Origin of the sequence: Suipraeoptans intestinalis (genome assembly GCF_034091795.1) — a bacterium.
Taxonomy (GTDB): Bacteria; Bacillota; Clostridia; order Lachnospirales; family Lachnospiraceae; genus Suipraeoptans; species Suipraeoptans intestinalis.
This window is the reverse complement of sequence record NZ_JAXFXH010000011.1, coordinates 76474-92804: the sequence shown is the minus strand read 5'-3', so window position 1 is coordinate 92804 and position 16331 is coordinate 76474. Positions and strand designations below refer to the sequence as shown.

The following is a 16331-nucleotide window of genomic DNA, read 5'->3' as shown; positions in this document are numbered from 1 at the left end:
TGGAATAACAGGAGGATCTGCTCTGCTAACGGTGGGCTTCCTCCGATGATCAAGCGCCAGAGATACTACCAATCTCTGGGACTGGCTGCATAGGCAGTGATATCTTTGAGATAAATGTGTCAACCAATATTGACAATATCATCCGGTGACAAAAATGTCATCCCATCACCAAGCAAACTCGATAGAGAATTGTCTGCGCTGTAGTCCCCTGGTTGTAAGGTCTCTGCGTGTGTGTACATAGGTGCAAGTCCCAGCGCGAACGAGGAGGCCAGCACCACACTCAGAACTTTCCATAGTCCTGTCCGATACGTTTGTTTTTTCATAAGTCTTCTCCTTTGATTTGCAAATGATTTCTCTGATGCAAACACATGGCCTGTATGAGAGATATGATTATACCTATATTTTATCAGGGGGGGGTGACGCATGCAAGCGGAAATTTCCGTAAAATGCGGTCTTATCAGGAGTTTTTGATTTACAAAATCTATTGGAAGTCGTTCTGTAAAAACTTTGAAATTAAGGGATTCCGAGTAAGTAGGTCCGTCGCCGGGATTCTTTTTTCTGCGTTTGTAAGTGGTTCTTAGAATTAGGAAATGGATAATTGTAGCTTTTAGGTATATGAAAAATATTATATAATTGTCATATATTAGATTTTATGTCCACAGATTGTAAAAGAATCAGGAGGAGTCGGCAGGATCGCAGTTTGAATAATTGGAACTGTTTTTTACAGCAGGGTTGATAAGCTGTTAGGATTCCTTCCCACGCTAAGATGAGAGATATTTTTTCGCTTTCCCCGATCAGTTATCAGGAAAGCAAAGGAAATGAATATTTTTCTCTTAAAATGCAGACCTATCCGTATATGCTTTGGAAAAGATATACGATAGAGATTCCTTTTTTCCGTGAGGAGAAATCGAATCAATTTGAAGTGTCCGCACAACATACACTTTGGGAATCGTTTGCCAGAATGGACTGCAGCAGTGGGGGAAGAGAGGGAAAGAACGGATTGCCGGTACAGAAAACAGGCAGACGATCTGTGGGATAGAAAGAGTTCAAGGAAGAAAAACAGAGAAGGTCTCAGAAAGAAAAATAAAAAAGTTCAGGAGAGGATGGAGAGAAATATGGTTGAAAAAATAGTAGAGAAACAGCGGGAATTTTTCCATACAGACCAGACGAAGGACATTGGGTTTCGAATCCGGCAATTAAAGAAATTAAAGGATGCGATCCGGCAAAAGGAAGACAGGATTCTGGAAGCATTGTATTTGGATTTGGGGAAGTCCAAAACAGAGGCGTTTATGACGGAAGTCGCAATGGTATACAGCGAGATCGATACGGCGTTGAAACAGGTGAAAAAATGGAGCAGACCCAGGAGGGTGTGGGGGAGTATAGGGACATTTCCCTCTGTTGATTATGTATACAGCGAGCCATATGGGATCGTATTGATCATGTCGCCATGGAATTATCCCTTTAATCTGACCATGTCTCCGCTGGTGGCTGCGATGGCTGCGGGAAACTGTGCTGTGCTTAAGTGCTCCAGAACCAGCCTCCACACCGCAAATGTAATGAAAGAGATTCTGGATGAAACCTTTGAACGTCGTTACATTTCCTGCCTGGAGATAGACACGGCTTATGATGCTGTGCTGCATCAAAAATATGATTATATCTTTTTTACCGGCAGCCCCAGCGTCGGGAAAAAAGTCATGAGCGCCGCCAGCCAACATCTGATCCCGGTTTCGCTGGAACTGGGCGGGAAAAGTCCGTGTATGATCGAAGAAAGCGCGGACATCCGGTTGGCTGCCAAAAGAATCGCCTGGGGGAAGTTTTTAAATGCAGGTCAGACCTGTATCTCTATTGATTATGTTTTGATCCACGAAAGTGTAAAAGAAAAGTTTATCCGGGAGTTAAAAAGGGAACTGGAGGAGCGTTATGATATCGGCAGCAAGACCTACCCCAGGATCATAAACAGACATCATTTTGACAGGCTGTGTGAACTGATACGCACGGAAGAACATGTGATTGGCGGACAGACAGATGAAGCGGCAAATAAAATAGCGCCGACCATCTTTCCCGATTCGGATTTTGACAGGGAAATCATGAAGGAAGAAATTTTCGGCCCTCTCCTGCCTGTCATTTCATATCGCCGTCTGGAGGAGGTAATCAGGAAGGTGAAGGAGCTTGAAAAGCCTCTTGCATGCTATCTGTTTACAAACAGAAAAGAAGTGGCGGATCAGGTGATCCATTCCATTTCCTATGGGGGCGGCTGTATCAACGATGTGGTAGTGCATTTTACAAACCACCGGCTGCCCTTTGGCGGGGTGGGCCTGAGCGGGATCGGAAGCTATCATGGAAAATATGGATTTGATGCGTTAAGCCACAAAAAAGGGGTGGTAAAGAGCATCAGAGGGATAGATGTGCCGTTCCGCTACCAACCCTTTGACGACAAAAAATGGAAGCTGTTTAAAAAAATCTTTTGAAGCGAAACGCTCTTCAAAGCCGCTTTTACAAAAACAAAAGGGAGGAAGCGATCAGGTATTGCGCAGCGTAGTAGGTCACATGGTTTAATATGATCCAGACAGGCGCCTCTTTGCGTCTGGTTCCGAAATAGGTGGCGGAGAGAATAGAATCCGACGCCAGGAAAAACAGGCTTCCCAGAAAGAAAAGCAACAGGGAGGTGTTTTTGAAATTTGTCTGGAAACAGGCCAAAAAGGCGGTCATGGATGCACATAACAGGAGGGAAACATAAATCAGAGAGACTTTTTTGTAAGGCCCGTACTGCAGTTTCATGACCTTTTCCAGAGAAATGACGAGGCATCCCAAAAGAATTCCAAGGATCAGAGAGAACAGAACAAAGAAGAAGTTCATCTGGCTGATGCGGATGATGGCGATGATATAAAACAGGTGTCCCAGCATAAAGGAAACAAAACCGGAATACAGCCACGGCTTTCCATCATGGGTGTAGGTGACTTTAAGATCCAGCCAAATATCGCCCAGCATACCAAATAACAGGCCGATGAGTACAAATTTCACGCCAGGATGGCCGGAGGAGACAAAAGATGCCGATAAGCCGGTGAAGACAAAAAACAGACTGGCAATTGTCTTGGACAGGATTCCGGGAATCCCGCATTTGCAGACTCTTATGACTAAAAAAATCAGGACAGAAAGAATGCCAAATACTAATACAAAAATAAACTTTATATGTTCCATAAAACCCCTCGTGTACGTATTTTCTTATATTATAACTAAAATATTCAAGGGTTTCAATGCGGGGATGAAATCAAATAGAGGAATGGGTTTGTTGGAGATACAATATAAAAATGCCTGGCAAAATGCTTCCTGCCGGCACATGCTTCGCGAACCATTTTACGGATGTCCTACCCGGATGCTCCCTCAGGAGGATCCGGCAGGAAAATGATGACGGTGTGCTTTGGGATGTGCCGGAGTGGCTGTGGAGCGGATCTGAAAATTCAAAGAATCTTAAGAATTTCTAAGGGATAACTTTAGAAATGTATTGTATGCTGAGGGTATTGAAGCAAGGAGGGGGTCTATGAAGCGAGTAATCGAAGTAAAAGAGTTGTATAAGCTGTATCGCGTGGGAGAGGAAGTGGTGCGTGCGCTGAACGGCGTGAGCTTTGAAGTGTATGAAGGCGAGTTTTGTGCGATCGTAGGAACTTCAGGATCGGGAAAATCGACGCTGCTGAATATGCTGGCGGGATTGGAAAAACCCACCAAAGGAGAAGTCGTGATCGCGGGACAGCATATGGAAAAAATGAACGAGGAAGAGCTGGTGCGCTTCCGAAGAGAAAATGTAGGATTTATTTTTCAGTCCTTTCATCTTCTGGGAACGATGGACGCCAGGGAGAATGTGGCGCTTCCTCTGGCATTCCGGGGAGAGGGAAGGGACAGCCGCATGAAAAAGGCGGATCAGATGCTGGATCTGGTGAAGCTGCAGAAGCATAAAAAACATTTCCCGAATCAGATGTCGGGAGGACAGCAGCAAAGAGTGGGTGTGGCAAGAGCGCTGGTGCTGGATCCAAAGATCATCTTTGCGGACGAACCTACCGGAAATCTGGATTCCAGAACATCAGAGGATGTGATGACACTGATGCAGGACGTGGTAAGAAAACAAAACAAAACCTTGATCATGGTGACGCATGACGTACAGCTGGCTTCTTACGCAGATCGGATTTTCCACATCCGCGACGGAAAGATATTAAAAATTGAAGAGAACAGGGAAAAGAGGGGAGAAGAATCATGAAAACACTTAGAAAGAGCGGAGCGATTTTGCTGGCGGCAGTCCTGCTGTGCGTAGGGATACCACTGGTGCCTCTGGCGGCAGACCGGGTGGCGGCGGTAGAAGTAAAAAGCAACAAGGAGTTTACCTTCCAGGCGGGAAGATCTCAGGAGATCAGGGTAGTGGTGACCAACTCTTCCGGGCAGGATCTGGAGGAAGTATCCGTGACGCCGGAGCTGGCAAGTAAAAATGATGTATGGCCGTTTCGGGAGGAGCAGAGCGCAAAGAAGATCGGACTAAAGGCGGGAGAGAAGAAAGAAGTCAACTTTGCCTTCACCCAGAAAGATGAGATGCCTACGGGCACGTCCCGGATCCGATTCCGGATTCGTTCCGGCGGAAATGAAACGGAGTCAGAGACTATTTATATCAATACGACGGCAAAAACACAGGAAATACCGGCTGGCACAACAGCCAATGAAACAAGACAGGCGGCGGAAGCTGCAAAAGGAGGAGAAAGCATGGCAGAAACAGGAGTGAGTAACGCAGAGGCAAGCTATGTCGGCGCAGGAGGCGGCGGAGGCGGAAATACTTCCGTTCCCCGTGTGATCGTGACAGGATTTACCACCAATCCGGGAGAAGTGAAAGCCGGAACGGACTTTACCCTGACGATCCATCTGCGCAACACTTCCAAAACCATGCGGGTCAATAATATGCTGTTCGACCTGAACGCCCCGGCAGAGGGCAGCGAGCAGGCTACCAGCTCCCCGGCGTTTCTCCCGTCCTCCGGATCCAGCTCCATCTATCTGGAAGGGATCCCGGCAGGAGGGACAGCGGATATTTCCATCGCCATGAATGCCAAAGCGGATTTGGTACAAAAGCCCTATAACATTGAACTGAGTATGAAATATGAAGATGCCAATGCGGCGCAGATTCAGGCGACATCGAATCTTTCTATTCCTGTAAAGCAGGAAGCAAGATTTGAGTTCAGCCAGTTTGAGATCAGCCCGGAATCCATTGCGGTTGGAGAAGAAGCGAATGTGATGACGACGCTGTACAATCTGGGAAAGATCAAGCTGTACAACGTAAAGGCTACGTTTGAAGGAGCGGCCATTGAAAAGTCGGAAATATTTGTAGGAAATGTAGAACCGGGCGGAAAAGGCAGCATTGACAGTATGCTGAAGGGAAAAACAGAAACGGAAGGGCCGGCGCAGATCACTATGACGGTCAGCTATGAGGACGAAGCGGGAAATGTTTCTACAGTAACCAAGGAGTTTCAGCTGGAGGTGACCCAGGAGAGCCAGGAAGATATGGCGGCTGGCATGGAAGTGCCGGCGGAGCAGCCAAAATCTCCTGCAAAACTGATAATAGGCGGTGTGGGAGTGCTGGCAGCGGTGATCGCAGCAGTCGTTCTCATAAGGAGGAGAAAAAAGAAACTAAAGGCAAACGAAGAGGAGGGATTGCTGGATGAGGTGGATAGATCTTCTGAGGATAAGCAGTAGCAATCTGAAAAGGCGCAAACTCAGAACGTTCCTGACGGTACTGGGCGTTATCATAGGTACCGCCTCTATCGTAGTCATGATCTCGCTGGGGATGGGAATGCAGCGATCCCTCTATAAGGAAGTGGAGGAATCGGGCGGTCTGACTTCCATCAAGGTGCGGGGGAGCAATGCCGGAGAAGTCATGTATGGAGGCAGAACGGAAGGAGACGGAGGCAGTTCCAAGAAAGAAGAGAAATACATAGACGGGAGACTGTTGAAACATCTGTCGGAAATCCAACATGTAGAAAAGGTGTCTCCTGTCTACCAGATGAACATCCTGCTGTTGAAAGGAATCTACGAAGGGACTGCGGACCTGATCGCCATGAAGCCGGAGGAACTGAAAGAGATGAACATCAAGCTGGCATCCGGCAACCTGCCGAAGCCGGGAAGCTCTCTGGAATTTTTGTATGGCAATGGGATTCCCACTCTGTTTTATGAGAAGGCAACGAATAAAGGATATTATGATACCCGAAGGCTTCCGGATATTAATTTTGCCAGGGATTCTATGTTCGTGATATTTGATCCGGAAAACTATCATTCCGGCAACAACGTCCTGGACAGCATGGTGACGACAGATAAGAATAAGACAGAAAATGCGGCGGAGACCGCATCGCAGAAAGCGAGCAGTAAATATGTAGTCCGCCCCAGCGGAGTGATCGCCGGCGGCATCGAGAAGTACAATATGCATTATGGAAGCGTTTACTGTGATCTGGATTCCCTTCAGAGGATCTTAAAGAAGGAATTTGCCGGCCGCGTCATACCGGGACAGCCCAAAACGAAGTCCGGAAAGCCCTATAAGGAATTTGTCTATACATATGCACAGGTACATGTAGATGAGATCGAGCATGTGGATGCCATTGCCAGCCAGATCCGGGACATGGGATACGAAGTGGAGACCAATGCGGAATATCTGGACGCCATGAAGAGTCAGTTTGCCATTGTCCAGGCTGTTTTGGGAGGGATCGGAGCCGTGTCCCTTCTGGTGGCGGCCATCGGGATCGCCAATACGATGATGATGTCCATTTATGAAAGAACCAAGGAGATCGGAGTGATCAAGGTACTGGGCTGCAGCCTGAAAAATATCAAGCAGATGTTTTTGCTGGAGGCGGCGTTCATCGGACTGCTGGGCGGCCTTTTGGGGAATGCTTTCAGCTTCCTGATATCCGGGACCATCAATTTTCTGGTCAGCGGAGAAAAGATCGGGCTGAATGCCAGCATTTCTTATATTCCCTGGTGGATGGTGCCGGTGTCCATGGGATTTGCCATGCTGGTGGGGATCCTTGCAGGATACTTTCCGGCAAAGCGGGCGATGCAGTTAAGTCCGCTGGAAGCGATCCGTAACAATTAACTATCGTTTGTACGACAAACACCTTTTCGTTACCCTGGTGATAAGAGAAATACCAGGGAGGCGAAAAGGTGTTTTTTTGCGAAAAAGAAGCCGGCAGCATCCTTTATTCTTCGATCACATGGATTTCCAGATAGTCAAAATCGATGGTTTCCACAAAATGATCCTGATGAAAGCGGGTCTTATCCAGTCGCCGGAATTCCGCAATATTAGAATCCAGCCAGATAGGTTTACTCAGATCAAAGGCGATACAGACAGCCTCCAGAGCAGACAGGACTTTCTGCGTGCGGGAAGATGCAGAGTCATCACAGATCACCGTATCTCGGAGCAAACGCCCGTCTTTCATTTCTTTTCCCCATAATCGAAACATAAACAGCCTCCTTCTTTGTTTCCTGCTATCGCCCATTGTACCATATTTTCCTGATTTGTCAGCAGGAAATCAGGTTCTGCTTGTTTTTTTTCGGGATGTGTTGTATGTATTATATAACGTGTGGAATGGAGGGGAAGAAAAAGTGATGTGGGGCACAGGAAGGATCCATCTGTATTACGGAGATGGAAAGGGAAAAACGACGGCGGCGGTAGGACTTGCTGTCCGGGCGGCAGGCAGCGGTCTGAAGATACTGGTGTTCCAGTTTTTGAAGGACAATCAGTCGAATGAAAGAAAAGTATTGGAAGGCATGGAGAACATCACCTGTTTGTACGGGAGAGAACCGGTAAAGTTTGTCAGTCAGATGAACACAGAGGAAAAGCAGGAGTTGTTCCACTATAATAACAAGGCGCTGGATGAGATCGTAAAATTCTGCGGCGTCTCGGAATTTGATCTCCTGGTGCTGGACGAAGCGCTTTGCGCAGTTGCATTGGGCGTGTTGAGTGAAAAAAAACTGCTGAGCTTTTTGCAGCATAAGCCAAGAGGACTGGAGATCGTCCTGACAGGACACAAGGTGTCTGCACAGATGCTGGAAACGGCGGATTATGCTACGGAGATCCGAAAGGTCAAGCATCCTTACGACCAGGGGGTCATGGCGCGGGAAGGGATAGAATTTTAACAAAGAAAATCGGAGAAGTCGTCTGTTGAAAACGAAAATTTTATGCTATACTGAGTCCGAAGCAAGGTGGCTGCCGGAGGAAAATGCATGGAGAAAATAGAGCAGACGATTAAGAATTATGAGGATGTGGACAGTTGGAAGACGATCATGTTTTTGTACACATCGGCGATCAAAACGGTGGAAATGAAGCTGGAGATCTTAAACGATGAGTTTCAGCACGTCCACCAGTACAATCCCATTGAGCATATCAAGACCAGAGTCAAGACGCCGGAAAGCATTGTAAAGAAGCTACGGAAGTATGAAAAGGAAATTTCCGTGGAAAATATGGTGAAGTACGTCAATGACATTGCGGGAGTGCGGCTGATCTGTTCGTTCACCTCGGATATCTATCGTCTGGCCAATATGATCGCAAGCCAGACAGATCTGAAGATCATCGAGATCAAGGACTACAATAAGTCGCCAAAAGACAGTGGGTACAAAAGCTACCATATGCTGGTGTCGGTTCCGGTCTATCTGTCAGACGGGATGGTGGACACCAAGGTAGAGATCCAGATCCGGACCATTGCCATGGATTTCTGGGCCAGTCTGGAGCACAAGATCTACTATAAGTTTGAAGGCAACGCGCCGGCCCATATCAGCAGGGAACTGCGGGAGTGTGCGGATATGGTATCCACCCTGGATGAGAAGATGTTATCGTTAAATGAGGAGATTCTTGCCTGTTCCAGAGAGCAGGAGAGGAAATAGACAAAGGACAGAGAGGACAGCAAAGAAAAATGAACAGCATACTGACAAAAAGAAGAAAAGAATTGTTGACGCAGGCGATCTATGCCATCGGCGGCAGTCTGATGTTTGCCATTGCGGTAAATCAGTTGATCATCCCGCTGAATTTGTACAACGGAGGGTTTACCGGTATTTCCCAGTTGATCAGTTTGTTTTTAAAAGAAAAGCTCCATCTTCCGCTGCCTGCCGGAATGGACATGACCGGAGCTATCTTTTTCACTCTGAATATTCCATTGTTTTACATGGGATATCGGGTATTAGGCAAGAAATTTGCGCTAAAAACGGTGGTGACCGTTACCATGCAGAGTGCGTTTCTTCTTCTGGTCCCCATCGCAAGGACTCCGGTGATCGAAGACTATCTTACCAGCTGTATCATCGGCGGGATCATTGCCGGGATCGGAGTGGGCTTTGTGTTGCGGGGAAGGACCTCGGGAGGCGGCCAGGATATTATCGGTCTGTGCTGTGCCAAGCTGTATCCCAATATCAGCGTGGGACAGATCAATATCATCATCAACATTATGGTGTATGCCATCTGCCTTCTTCTGTTTGATGTGGAGATCGTGGTATATTCTCTGATCTACACGACGGTACAGGCGGTGGCTATCGACAGAGTACATATCCAGAACATCAACATGAGTGTGATGATCTTCACCAAGAAGCTTGGGATTTCCAAGGCGATCATGGAGCAGACAGGGCGAGGGGTGACCAACTGGGACGGAGAAGGGGCGTATACGAAGAAGACGTCCTATATTCTGTTTGTACTGGTTTCCAAATATGAGGTGGCGCAGATCAAACAGATCGTAAAAAGCATCGATCCGGAGGCTTTCATGATCTTTACGGAAGGATGCTCCGTGGATGGCAACTTTGAAAAGAGGCTGTAGGAAGACAGATCGGAAAAAGAGGCACGTAGCGGCGCAAGAGCCGTGAAGAGGTCTGATACGAAAGAAAAAGATATCGGACAAAGAAGAAAAAGGGATTGCCGCAAGAGGCAATCTGACAAGAGAGATTCCCTCCCGGACGGTACAGGAAAGCGACGGATTCCTGTGCGGTTCGGGAGGGAGTCTGCTATTTTGCCCGCAGAAAACGGCGGCGGGAGACCATCTGCGAAATAGTTTTACAAAATGCGGTAAATCCGTTTACCTTTTAACGGTTTAGTGATAGAATATTTCTATAAGTAAACCGTTCAGAAAAGAACAGAAAGGTGGGAAATACAATGATTCAGGTAAATGCAATGGGTGATGCCTGCCCGATCCCGGTGATCAAGGCAAAGAAAGCGCTCCAGGAATTAGGAGGAGCAGGCGTGGTAGAGGTGCAGGTGGACAATGAGATCGCGGTACAGAATGTGACGAAGCTGGGCAGGGAGTCCGGCGGAGAGGTGACTTCGGAGAAGACGGGAGAAGGCGCCTATGTGGTACGCATCCAAGTGGGAGAGGGAAAAGAGGAGCAGATCGCGCAGGCAGAGGTGTCCTGTGACGTAACGGCCAGGAAAAACAAGATCGTGGTAGTATCCTCGGATCGTATGGGGACAGGGAACGACGAGTTGGGCAAGGTTTTGATGAAAGGCTTTTTGTTTGCCGTTTCCCAGCTGGATGAGCTTCCGCAGACCATTCTTTTTTACAACGGCGGAGCAACCCTGACGGCAGAAGGTTCGGACTCTCTGGAGGATCTGAAGGGAATGGAAGCACAGGGCGTAGAGATCAGAACCTGCGGCACCTGCCTGGATTATTACGGATTAAAAGAGAAGCTGGCAGTCGGTACTGTAACAAATATGTACAGCATCGTGGAAACCATGGCGGCAGCAGACGTGGTACTGCGCCCATGATGCTTTCCATGGCAGAGGAAATGGCGGCAGCAGACGTGGTACTGCGTCCATGATGCTTTCCATGGCAGAGGAAATGGCGGCAGCGGATATGGTGCTACGCCCATGATCCCCGGAATCAGAGGGAGGATGGCGGAGACAGGGAATTTGCCGCGCCGGGAGAACAACCGGCAGAAAACGGGAGAAACAAGGCAACACAAAGAGAGACTGAGGAAGAAAAAGGCAGACCATAAGGCTGCCGGAGGAAAAGAGGAGTACGCATGAAATCAGATGTAAGATTGACGCAATTAGCAAGGACTGCCGGCTGAGCAGCCAAGATAGGTCCTGAGACCCTTGCTCAAGTATTGGGCAGATTACCTAAATTTTATGACGAGAACCTGCTTGTGGGGATTGAAACATCTGATGATGCGGCCATATACAAGGTGACGGATGAGATTGCCATGATCCAGACGGTGGACTTTTTTACCCCGATCGTGGATGATCCGTATATGTTTGGTCAGATCGCAGCAGCCAATTCGCTGAGCGACGTATGGGCCATGGGCGGGGAGCCGGCGGTAGCCTTAAATATCGTCGGCTTTCCCAACTGTCTGGACCCTGCCATCTTGGGGGATATCCTGGCAGGCGGGGCAGACAAGGTAAAAGAGGCGGGAGCCGTCCTGGTAGGAGGACATTCCGTGCAGGACGAAGAACCAAAGTACGGGCTCTGTGTGTCCGGCTTTGTGCATCCGGACAAGATCTTTAAAAATTTTGGATGCAGACCCGGAGACGTGCTGATCCTGACCAAGCAGATCGGAAGCGGAGTGGTCAATACGGCCATCAAGGGAGAGATTGCTTCTCCTTCCGCCATCAAAGAAGCGCAGACGGTCATGGCGTCGCTGAATAAAAAGGCGAAGCAGGTGGTAGACCGGTATCGGGTTTCTGCCTGTACGGATATTACGGGCTTTGGCCTTCTGGGACACTGTGTGGAGATGGCTTCGGCAAGCGAGGTGACCTTTGACCTGCGGGTAAGGGATATCGCTTATTTTGAGGATGCTATCGATTATGCCAAGATGGGGCTGATTCCTGCAGGCGCCTACAAGAACAAGGGATATTCGCTTGGCAAGGTGGAGGCAGGAAATATTGAAGAACATTATCTGGATCTTTTGTACGATCCCCAGACGTCAGGCGGCCTGCTGATCAGTGTGGCGCCGGAAGAGGTAAAGCCGATTCTGGAGGATTTTAAAAAGATGAAGATGGATACGACCGTTTCTGTCATTGGGACAGTGGCGGAAAAGAGCGAGCGGCTGATCCGCTTGTGGTAAAAAATAAAGAGGGACAGACAAGACATGGACAAAAGAAAATGGTTCCGCAGGATCCCCAAGGTGGATGTACTTCTGGAAACTGCGGAGATTCAGGGAATGATTCGGCATTACAGCAGAGATACGGTGGTTTCCGCCATACAAAAGAAGCTGGATGAGATCAGAGAATTTATAAAAACGTGTGAGGAGGAGAGTCAGGCGGAAAGAAAGCTTGATCGGCTTCCGGCAGAGATCGAAAGGGAGGTGGCAAAGGTCCACCAGCCCAACCTGAAACCGGTGATCAACGGAACGGGGACGATCCTGCATACCAATCTGGGGCGGGCGCCCATCAGCGACAGGCATATGGAAAGGCTGTCAGCCATTGCCACCGGCTATTCCAACCTGGAATACAACCTGGAAGAAGGAAAAAGAGGGGAACGGTATTCACATTTTGAAAAGCTGCTGTGCAAGATCACCGGGGCAGAAAGCGCCATGGCGGTCAACAACAATGCGGCGGCGGTGATGCTGATCCTCAGCTCCATGGCAAAAGGAGGAGAGGTGGTGGTTTCCCGGGGAGAACTGGTAGAGATCGGCGGGAAATTCAGGATCCCGGATGTGATGGAGCAAAGTGGGGCAAGGCTTGTAGAAGTGGGAACGACCAACAAGACCCACTATCAGGATTATGCAGACGCCGTGACCGAGGAGACGAAGGCGTTTTTGAAGGTACACACCAGCAACTACCGGATCGTAGGGTTTACAGAAACGGTAGAGGTAGGAGAGCTGACCAGGCTGGCAAAAGAATATCAGCTGCCGGTAATCGAAGATCTGGGCAGCGGAGTTTTGATCGACCTGAGCAAATACGGACTGGAATATGAGCCGACGGTGCAGGATTCTGTCCGGCAGGGAGCCGACGTAGTCTGCTTCAGCGGCGATAAGCTTTTGGGCGGCGCACAGGCCGGCATTATCGTCGGAAAAAAAGCCTACATTGATCAGATGAAAAAGAACCCGCTGACCAGAGCGCTGCGGATCGACAAATTTACGGCGGCGACACTGGAACTGGTATTACAGGAATACCTGTCGGAAGAAAAAGCGGTTCAAAGAATTCCGGTGCTGCGTATGATGACGGCAAGGAAAGAAGAAATAGAAAAAGAAGCAAAGGCGCTCCGGCGTATGCTGCGGGCTAAAAAGCTTCCGGCAGAGATTTTTCTTGTGGACTGTGAATCCCAGATCGGGGGCGGGTCGCTTCCTCTGGAGCGGATCCCCAGCGTGGCGGTGGCTGTCAGACCGGAGAAGATCACGGTAGCACAGCTGGAGGCTCGGATGCGTCATCTTCCGATACCGGTCATTCCCCGGATCGCAAACAATCTGCTGCTGCTGGATGTCAGAACCATTGAAAGAAAATGGTTTGCCGAGATCGCAGATCAGTTGGCACAGCTGAAGGTACTGGAAGAAGAACCGGAGATAGAGTTAGGAGAAGAACGATGAATAACATTATTATCGGGACGGCAGGACACATCGATCATGGAAAGACCACTCTGATCCGGGCGCTGACCGGACGGAATACCGACAGGTGGGAAGAGGAGAGGCGAAGAGGGATCACCATAGACCTGGGATTCACGTATTTTGATCTGCCCAATGGAGACCGGGCGGGGATCATAGACGTTCCCGGCCATGAAAAGTTTATCAACAACATGGTGGCGGGGGTAGTAGGGATGGATCTGGTACTCCTGGTGATATCGGCAGACGAGGGAATGATGCCGCAGACCAGGGAACATGTGGATATCCTGGGACTTCTGGGGATCCAGAAGAGTATCATCGTGCTGAACAAGTGCGACCTGGTGGAGGAAGAATGGCTGGAGCTGGTAGAAGAAGAGGTGAGGGAAGAGCTGGAAGGCACTTTTCTTGCGCAGGCCCCCATTCTCCGGGTTTCGGCCGCTACCGGACAGGGGCTTCCGGAACTGGTACAGACGATCGTGGAGCTTACCCGGGAGAAATCCGGGGAAAAGGATGTTTCTACCATCCCCAGACTTCCGGTGGATCGGGCGTTCAGCCTGTCCGGATTTGGGACGGTGATTACAGGGACGCTGATCTCCGGTGCTATTTCCAGAGAGGATACGCTGGAAATGTATCCGGTAGGAAAAAGCTGTAAGATCCGAAGCATTCAGGTACACGGAGAGGATAAGGCTACCTGTTATGCCGGACAGAGAGTGGCCATCAATCTGTCCAACGTGAAGAAGAAAGAGATCTACCGGGGCTGTGTGCTTTCCCGGGAAAACAGCATGAAAAATACGGACTTGCTGGATGTACGTATGCAGGTGCTTCCCTCCTCCATGCGTGTTTTGACAAATCACACCAGGCTGCATCTGTTCACCGGAACCAGTGAGATCCTTTGCCGGGCGGTGCTGCTGGACAAAGAGGAAATCGGACCGGGAGAAAGCGGCTATGTGCAGCTTCGTCTGGAAGAGGAAGTGGCAGTCAGAAGGGGAGACCGGTTTGTGGTACGATTCTATTCTCCCATGGAAACCATAGGGGGTGGAGTGATCTTGGAACCGAATCCTACGATCAAGAGGCGCTTTCAGACGGAAGTGATCGAGGAATTGAAGCGAAAGGAATCCGGATCAACAGCGGATGTCCTGGAGCTGCATATCAGAAAATACAAAGAAACCATGGTCACGGCGGCAGAGCTGGCCAAGGTGACGGCTTTATCTATGGAAGAGGTGGAGACGGATCTGGCAGAACTACAGGAGGCAGGACAAATCCTGACATTTCCCATGCGGAAGGACGTTTATGTATGGCACAGGGCGGACTATCAGACGCAGAAGGATCGGGTCAAAGAGCTTCTAAACGCCTACGGGGAGGCGCATCCTTACCGATATGGCATGAAGAAGGCGGAACTTCAGGGGGCATGCTTCAAGCAGATGAAGCCCATCGTCTTTGATAAAGTGATCGAACAGATGGAAGCAGATGAGGTGCTGAAGCGAAAAGACGAATTTGTAAGCCGTCCCACCTTTGAGATCCGCCGGGACGCGCTCTATGAAAAGACTTCCCGGTTCCTGCTGGAAACCTTTGAACGGGCGGGATATGATTTTCTGCGGTATTCTGAGATCCAGGCGCCGGGAGTGGAGCCTGCCGTGCAGGATGACATTTTAAGCGTGCTTCTGGAGGAGAAGCACGCGGTAAAGGTCATGGAAGATCTCTACACCCTGTTTTCTCTGATGGAAGAAGCGAAAAAGAAGATCCTGGAAAAGCTGAAAGAGGACAGGATGATCACCATTGCGCAGGTAAGAGATATGTTCCGGACCAGTCGGAAAAGTGCAAAGCCGATCCTGGAGTATATGGACGGAATCAAGGTAACCAAGAAAACAGGGGCAGAAAGTGAAAGGGCAGCATATCAATGAATTTAAAACAGCTGGAGGCATTTGTTCAAATTGCAGAAGGGGGAAGCTTTTCCAAGGCGGCAAAAGAACTGTTTTTGACGCAGCCTACCATCAGCGCGCATATTTCCGCTCTGGAAAAAGAATTGGCAGTTCGGCTTTTTGTCAGGAACACAAAAGAGGTGAGCCTGTCGGAGGATGGACAGGCTTTGTATAAGTACGCCAGACAGATGGTGGATCTGGAAAAAAAGATAGAAGAAAAGTTCTGTGCGGAGAAAAAAGAAGGAAAGCGCAGCATCACCATTGCGGCTTCTACCATTCCGGCCCAGTACCTGCTTCCGGAGATTTTGATCCGGTTCAATGAGAAATACCCCAAGGATCAGATCAAGATCATGGAAACAGACAGCGCCAAGGTGGTCATGCGGATCATCGACCAGACGGCGGATGTGGGATTTACAGGAACGGTGCTGGAAAAGAAGCACTGCAAATACATTCCCTTTTATAAGGACGAGCTGGTGATCGTAACCCCCTGTACTTCCAAGTATCAACAGCTTAAGGAAAAAGAGACGGATATTTCCTGGATCCAGAAGGAACATATCCTGATGCGGGAAGAAGGTTCCGGCACCAGAAAAGAGGCGGAAAAACAGCTGAAGGCGGCAGGAGTCGATGTGGGAGCCATGCGGGTGATCGCCAGCATTGAAAACCAGGAAACCATCAAAAAGTCGGTGCAGCAGGGGATGGGAATCTCGGTTCTGTCCAGGCTGGCGGTGGAAGAGGAAGAAAAAAGCGGGAAAATGCTGGTGTTCCACATTCCTACAGAAAACGGAGGAAGAGACATCAACCTGGTCTACAATAAGAACAAAGCCATGACAAAAGCTACGGAGAGATTCGTAGGGGTGGTCAGGGAAGTCTATGGAATCTAGGAGG

15 protein-coding genes and 1 pseudogene are annotated in these 16331 nt (G+C 49.1%); 13 read left to right on the top strand and 3 right to left on the bottom strand.

What is annotated here, in order from left to right:
- A pseudogene (locus SOW26_RS09700) lies at window positions 1–93 on the top strand (IS3 family transposase); the annotation flags it as partial.
- 26 nt (window positions 94–119) lie between these two features.
- Here SOW26_RS09700 and SOW26_RS03905 read toward each other — a convergent pair.
- Window positions 120–323, bottom strand: coding sequence for a hypothetical protein (locus SOW26_RS03905; protein ID WP_320651918.1), 204 nt, complete (start codon window positions 321–323; stop codon window positions 120–122).
- 780 nt (window positions 324–1103) lie between these two features.
- On the opposite strand from SOW26_RS03905, the gene SOW26_RS03900 reads away from it, so the two are divergent.
- Window positions 1104–2468 carry an aldehyde dehydrogenase gene (locus tag SOW26_RS03900; protein WP_320651917.1) on the top strand — a complete coding sequence of 455 codons (1365 nt, stop codon included), beginning with the start codon at window positions 1104–1106 and terminating at the stop codon, window positions 2466–2468.
- Between the two features lie 25 nt (window positions 2469–2493).
- Here SOW26_RS03900 and SOW26_RS03895 read toward each other — a convergent pair whose 3' ends face one another.
- Window positions 2494–3198, bottom strand: a complete 705-nt coding sequence (locus SOW26_RS03895; protein ID WP_320651916.1) for a lysoplasmalogenase family protein — start codon at window positions 3196–3198, stop codon at window positions 2494–2496.
- 340 nt (window positions 3199–3538) lie between these two features.
- Here SOW26_RS03895 and SOW26_RS03890 point away from each other — a divergent pair, with 340 nt between their 5' ends.
- From SOW26_RS03890 to SOW26_RS03880, 3 genes are read left to right on the top strand one after another with little or no spacing between them, the layout of a single operon-like run.
- Entirely contained in the window at window positions 3539–4249 is a 711-nt protein-coding gene (locus SOW26_RS03890) for an ABC transporter ATP-binding protein (protein ID WP_320651915.1), read from the top strand.
- Window positions 4246–5724, top strand: a complete 1479-nt coding sequence (locus tag SOW26_RS03885; RefSeq protein WP_320651914.1) for a COG1361 S-layer family protein — start codon at window positions 4246–4248, stop codon at window positions 5722–5724. The genes SOW26_RS03890 and SOW26_RS03885 overlap by 4 nt, the downstream gene beginning before the upstream one ends.
- Window positions 5690–7111, top strand: a complete 1422-nt coding sequence (locus SOW26_RS03880) for an ABC transporter permease (RefSeq protein ID WP_320651913.1) — start codon at window positions 5690–5692, stop codon at window positions 7109–7111. The genes SOW26_RS03885 and SOW26_RS03880 overlap by 35 nt, the downstream gene beginning before the upstream one ends.
- A gap of 103 nt (window positions 7112–7214) precedes the next feature.
- On the opposite strand, the gene SOW26_RS03875 is transcribed toward SOW26_RS03880, so the two are convergent.
- Window positions 7215–7478: a hypothetical protein gene (locus tag SOW26_RS03875; RefSeq protein ID WP_154476743.1), complete on the bottom strand. Its 264-nt coding sequence runs from the start codon at window positions 7476–7478 to the stop codon at window positions 7215–7217.
- A 145-nt stretch (window positions 7479–7623) separates the two neighbouring features.
- Between SOW26_RS03875 and SOW26_RS03870 the strand changes: the two genes are divergently transcribed.
- The 8 genes from SOW26_RS03870 (at window position 7624) to SOW26_RS03835 (ending at window position 16327) form a co-directional block, all read left to right on the top strand.
- Window positions 7624–8154 carry a cob(I)yrinic acid a,c-diamide adenosyltransferase gene (locus SOW26_RS03870; protein WP_276958554.1) on the top strand — a complete coding sequence of 177 codons (531 nt, stop codon included), beginning with the start codon at window positions 7624–7626 and terminating at the stop codon, window positions 8152–8154.
- 87 nt (window positions 8155–8241) lie between these two features.
- Window positions 8242–8898: a GTP pyrophosphokinase gene (locus SOW26_RS03865; protein ID WP_154476742.1), complete on the top strand. Its 657-nt coding sequence runs from the start codon at window positions 8242–8244 to the stop codon at window positions 8896–8898.
- Window positions 8899–8927: 29 nt separating this feature from the next.
- Entirely contained in the window at window positions 8928–9815 is an 888-nt protein-coding gene (locus SOW26_RS03860; protein ID WP_154476741.1) for a YitT family protein, read from the top strand.
- A gap of 332 nt (window positions 9816–10147) precedes the next feature.
- Window positions 10148–10756 carry a sulfurtransferase-like selenium metabolism protein YedF gene (gene yedF / locus SOW26_RS03855; protein WP_276958555.1) on the top strand — a complete coding sequence of 203 codons (609 nt, stop codon included), beginning with the start codon at window positions 10148–10150 and terminating at the stop codon, window positions 10754–10756.
- Window positions 10757–11013: 257 nt separating this feature from the next.
- A complete protein-coding gene (gene selD, locus SOW26_RS03850) occupies window positions 11014–12054 on the top strand; it encodes a selenide, water dikinase SelD (protein ID WP_154476739.1) in 1041 nt (346 codons plus the stop codon).
- Window positions 12055–12078: 24 nt separating this feature from the next.
- Window positions 12079–13515, top strand: coding sequence for an L-seryl-tRNA(Sec) selenium transferase (gene selA / locus SOW26_RS03845; protein ID WP_276960035.1), 1437 nt, complete (start codon window positions 12079–12081; stop codon window positions 13513–13515).
- Window positions 13512–15428, top strand: a complete 1917-nt coding sequence (gene selB / locus SOW26_RS03840; protein WP_320651912.1) for a selenocysteine-specific translation elongation factor — start codon at window positions 13512–13514, stop codon at window positions 15426–15428. Before selA ends, selB begins: the two co-directional genes overlap by 4 nt.
- Window positions 15425–16327 (top strand): selenium metabolism-associated LysR family transcriptional regulator, encoded by a 903-nt coding sequence (locus SOW26_RS03835; protein WP_276959345.1) that lies wholly within the window; start codon window positions 15425–15427, stop codon window positions 16325–16327. Before selB ends, SOW26_RS03835 begins: the two co-directional genes overlap by 4 nt.
- Window positions 16328–16331: the final 4 nt, after the last annotated feature.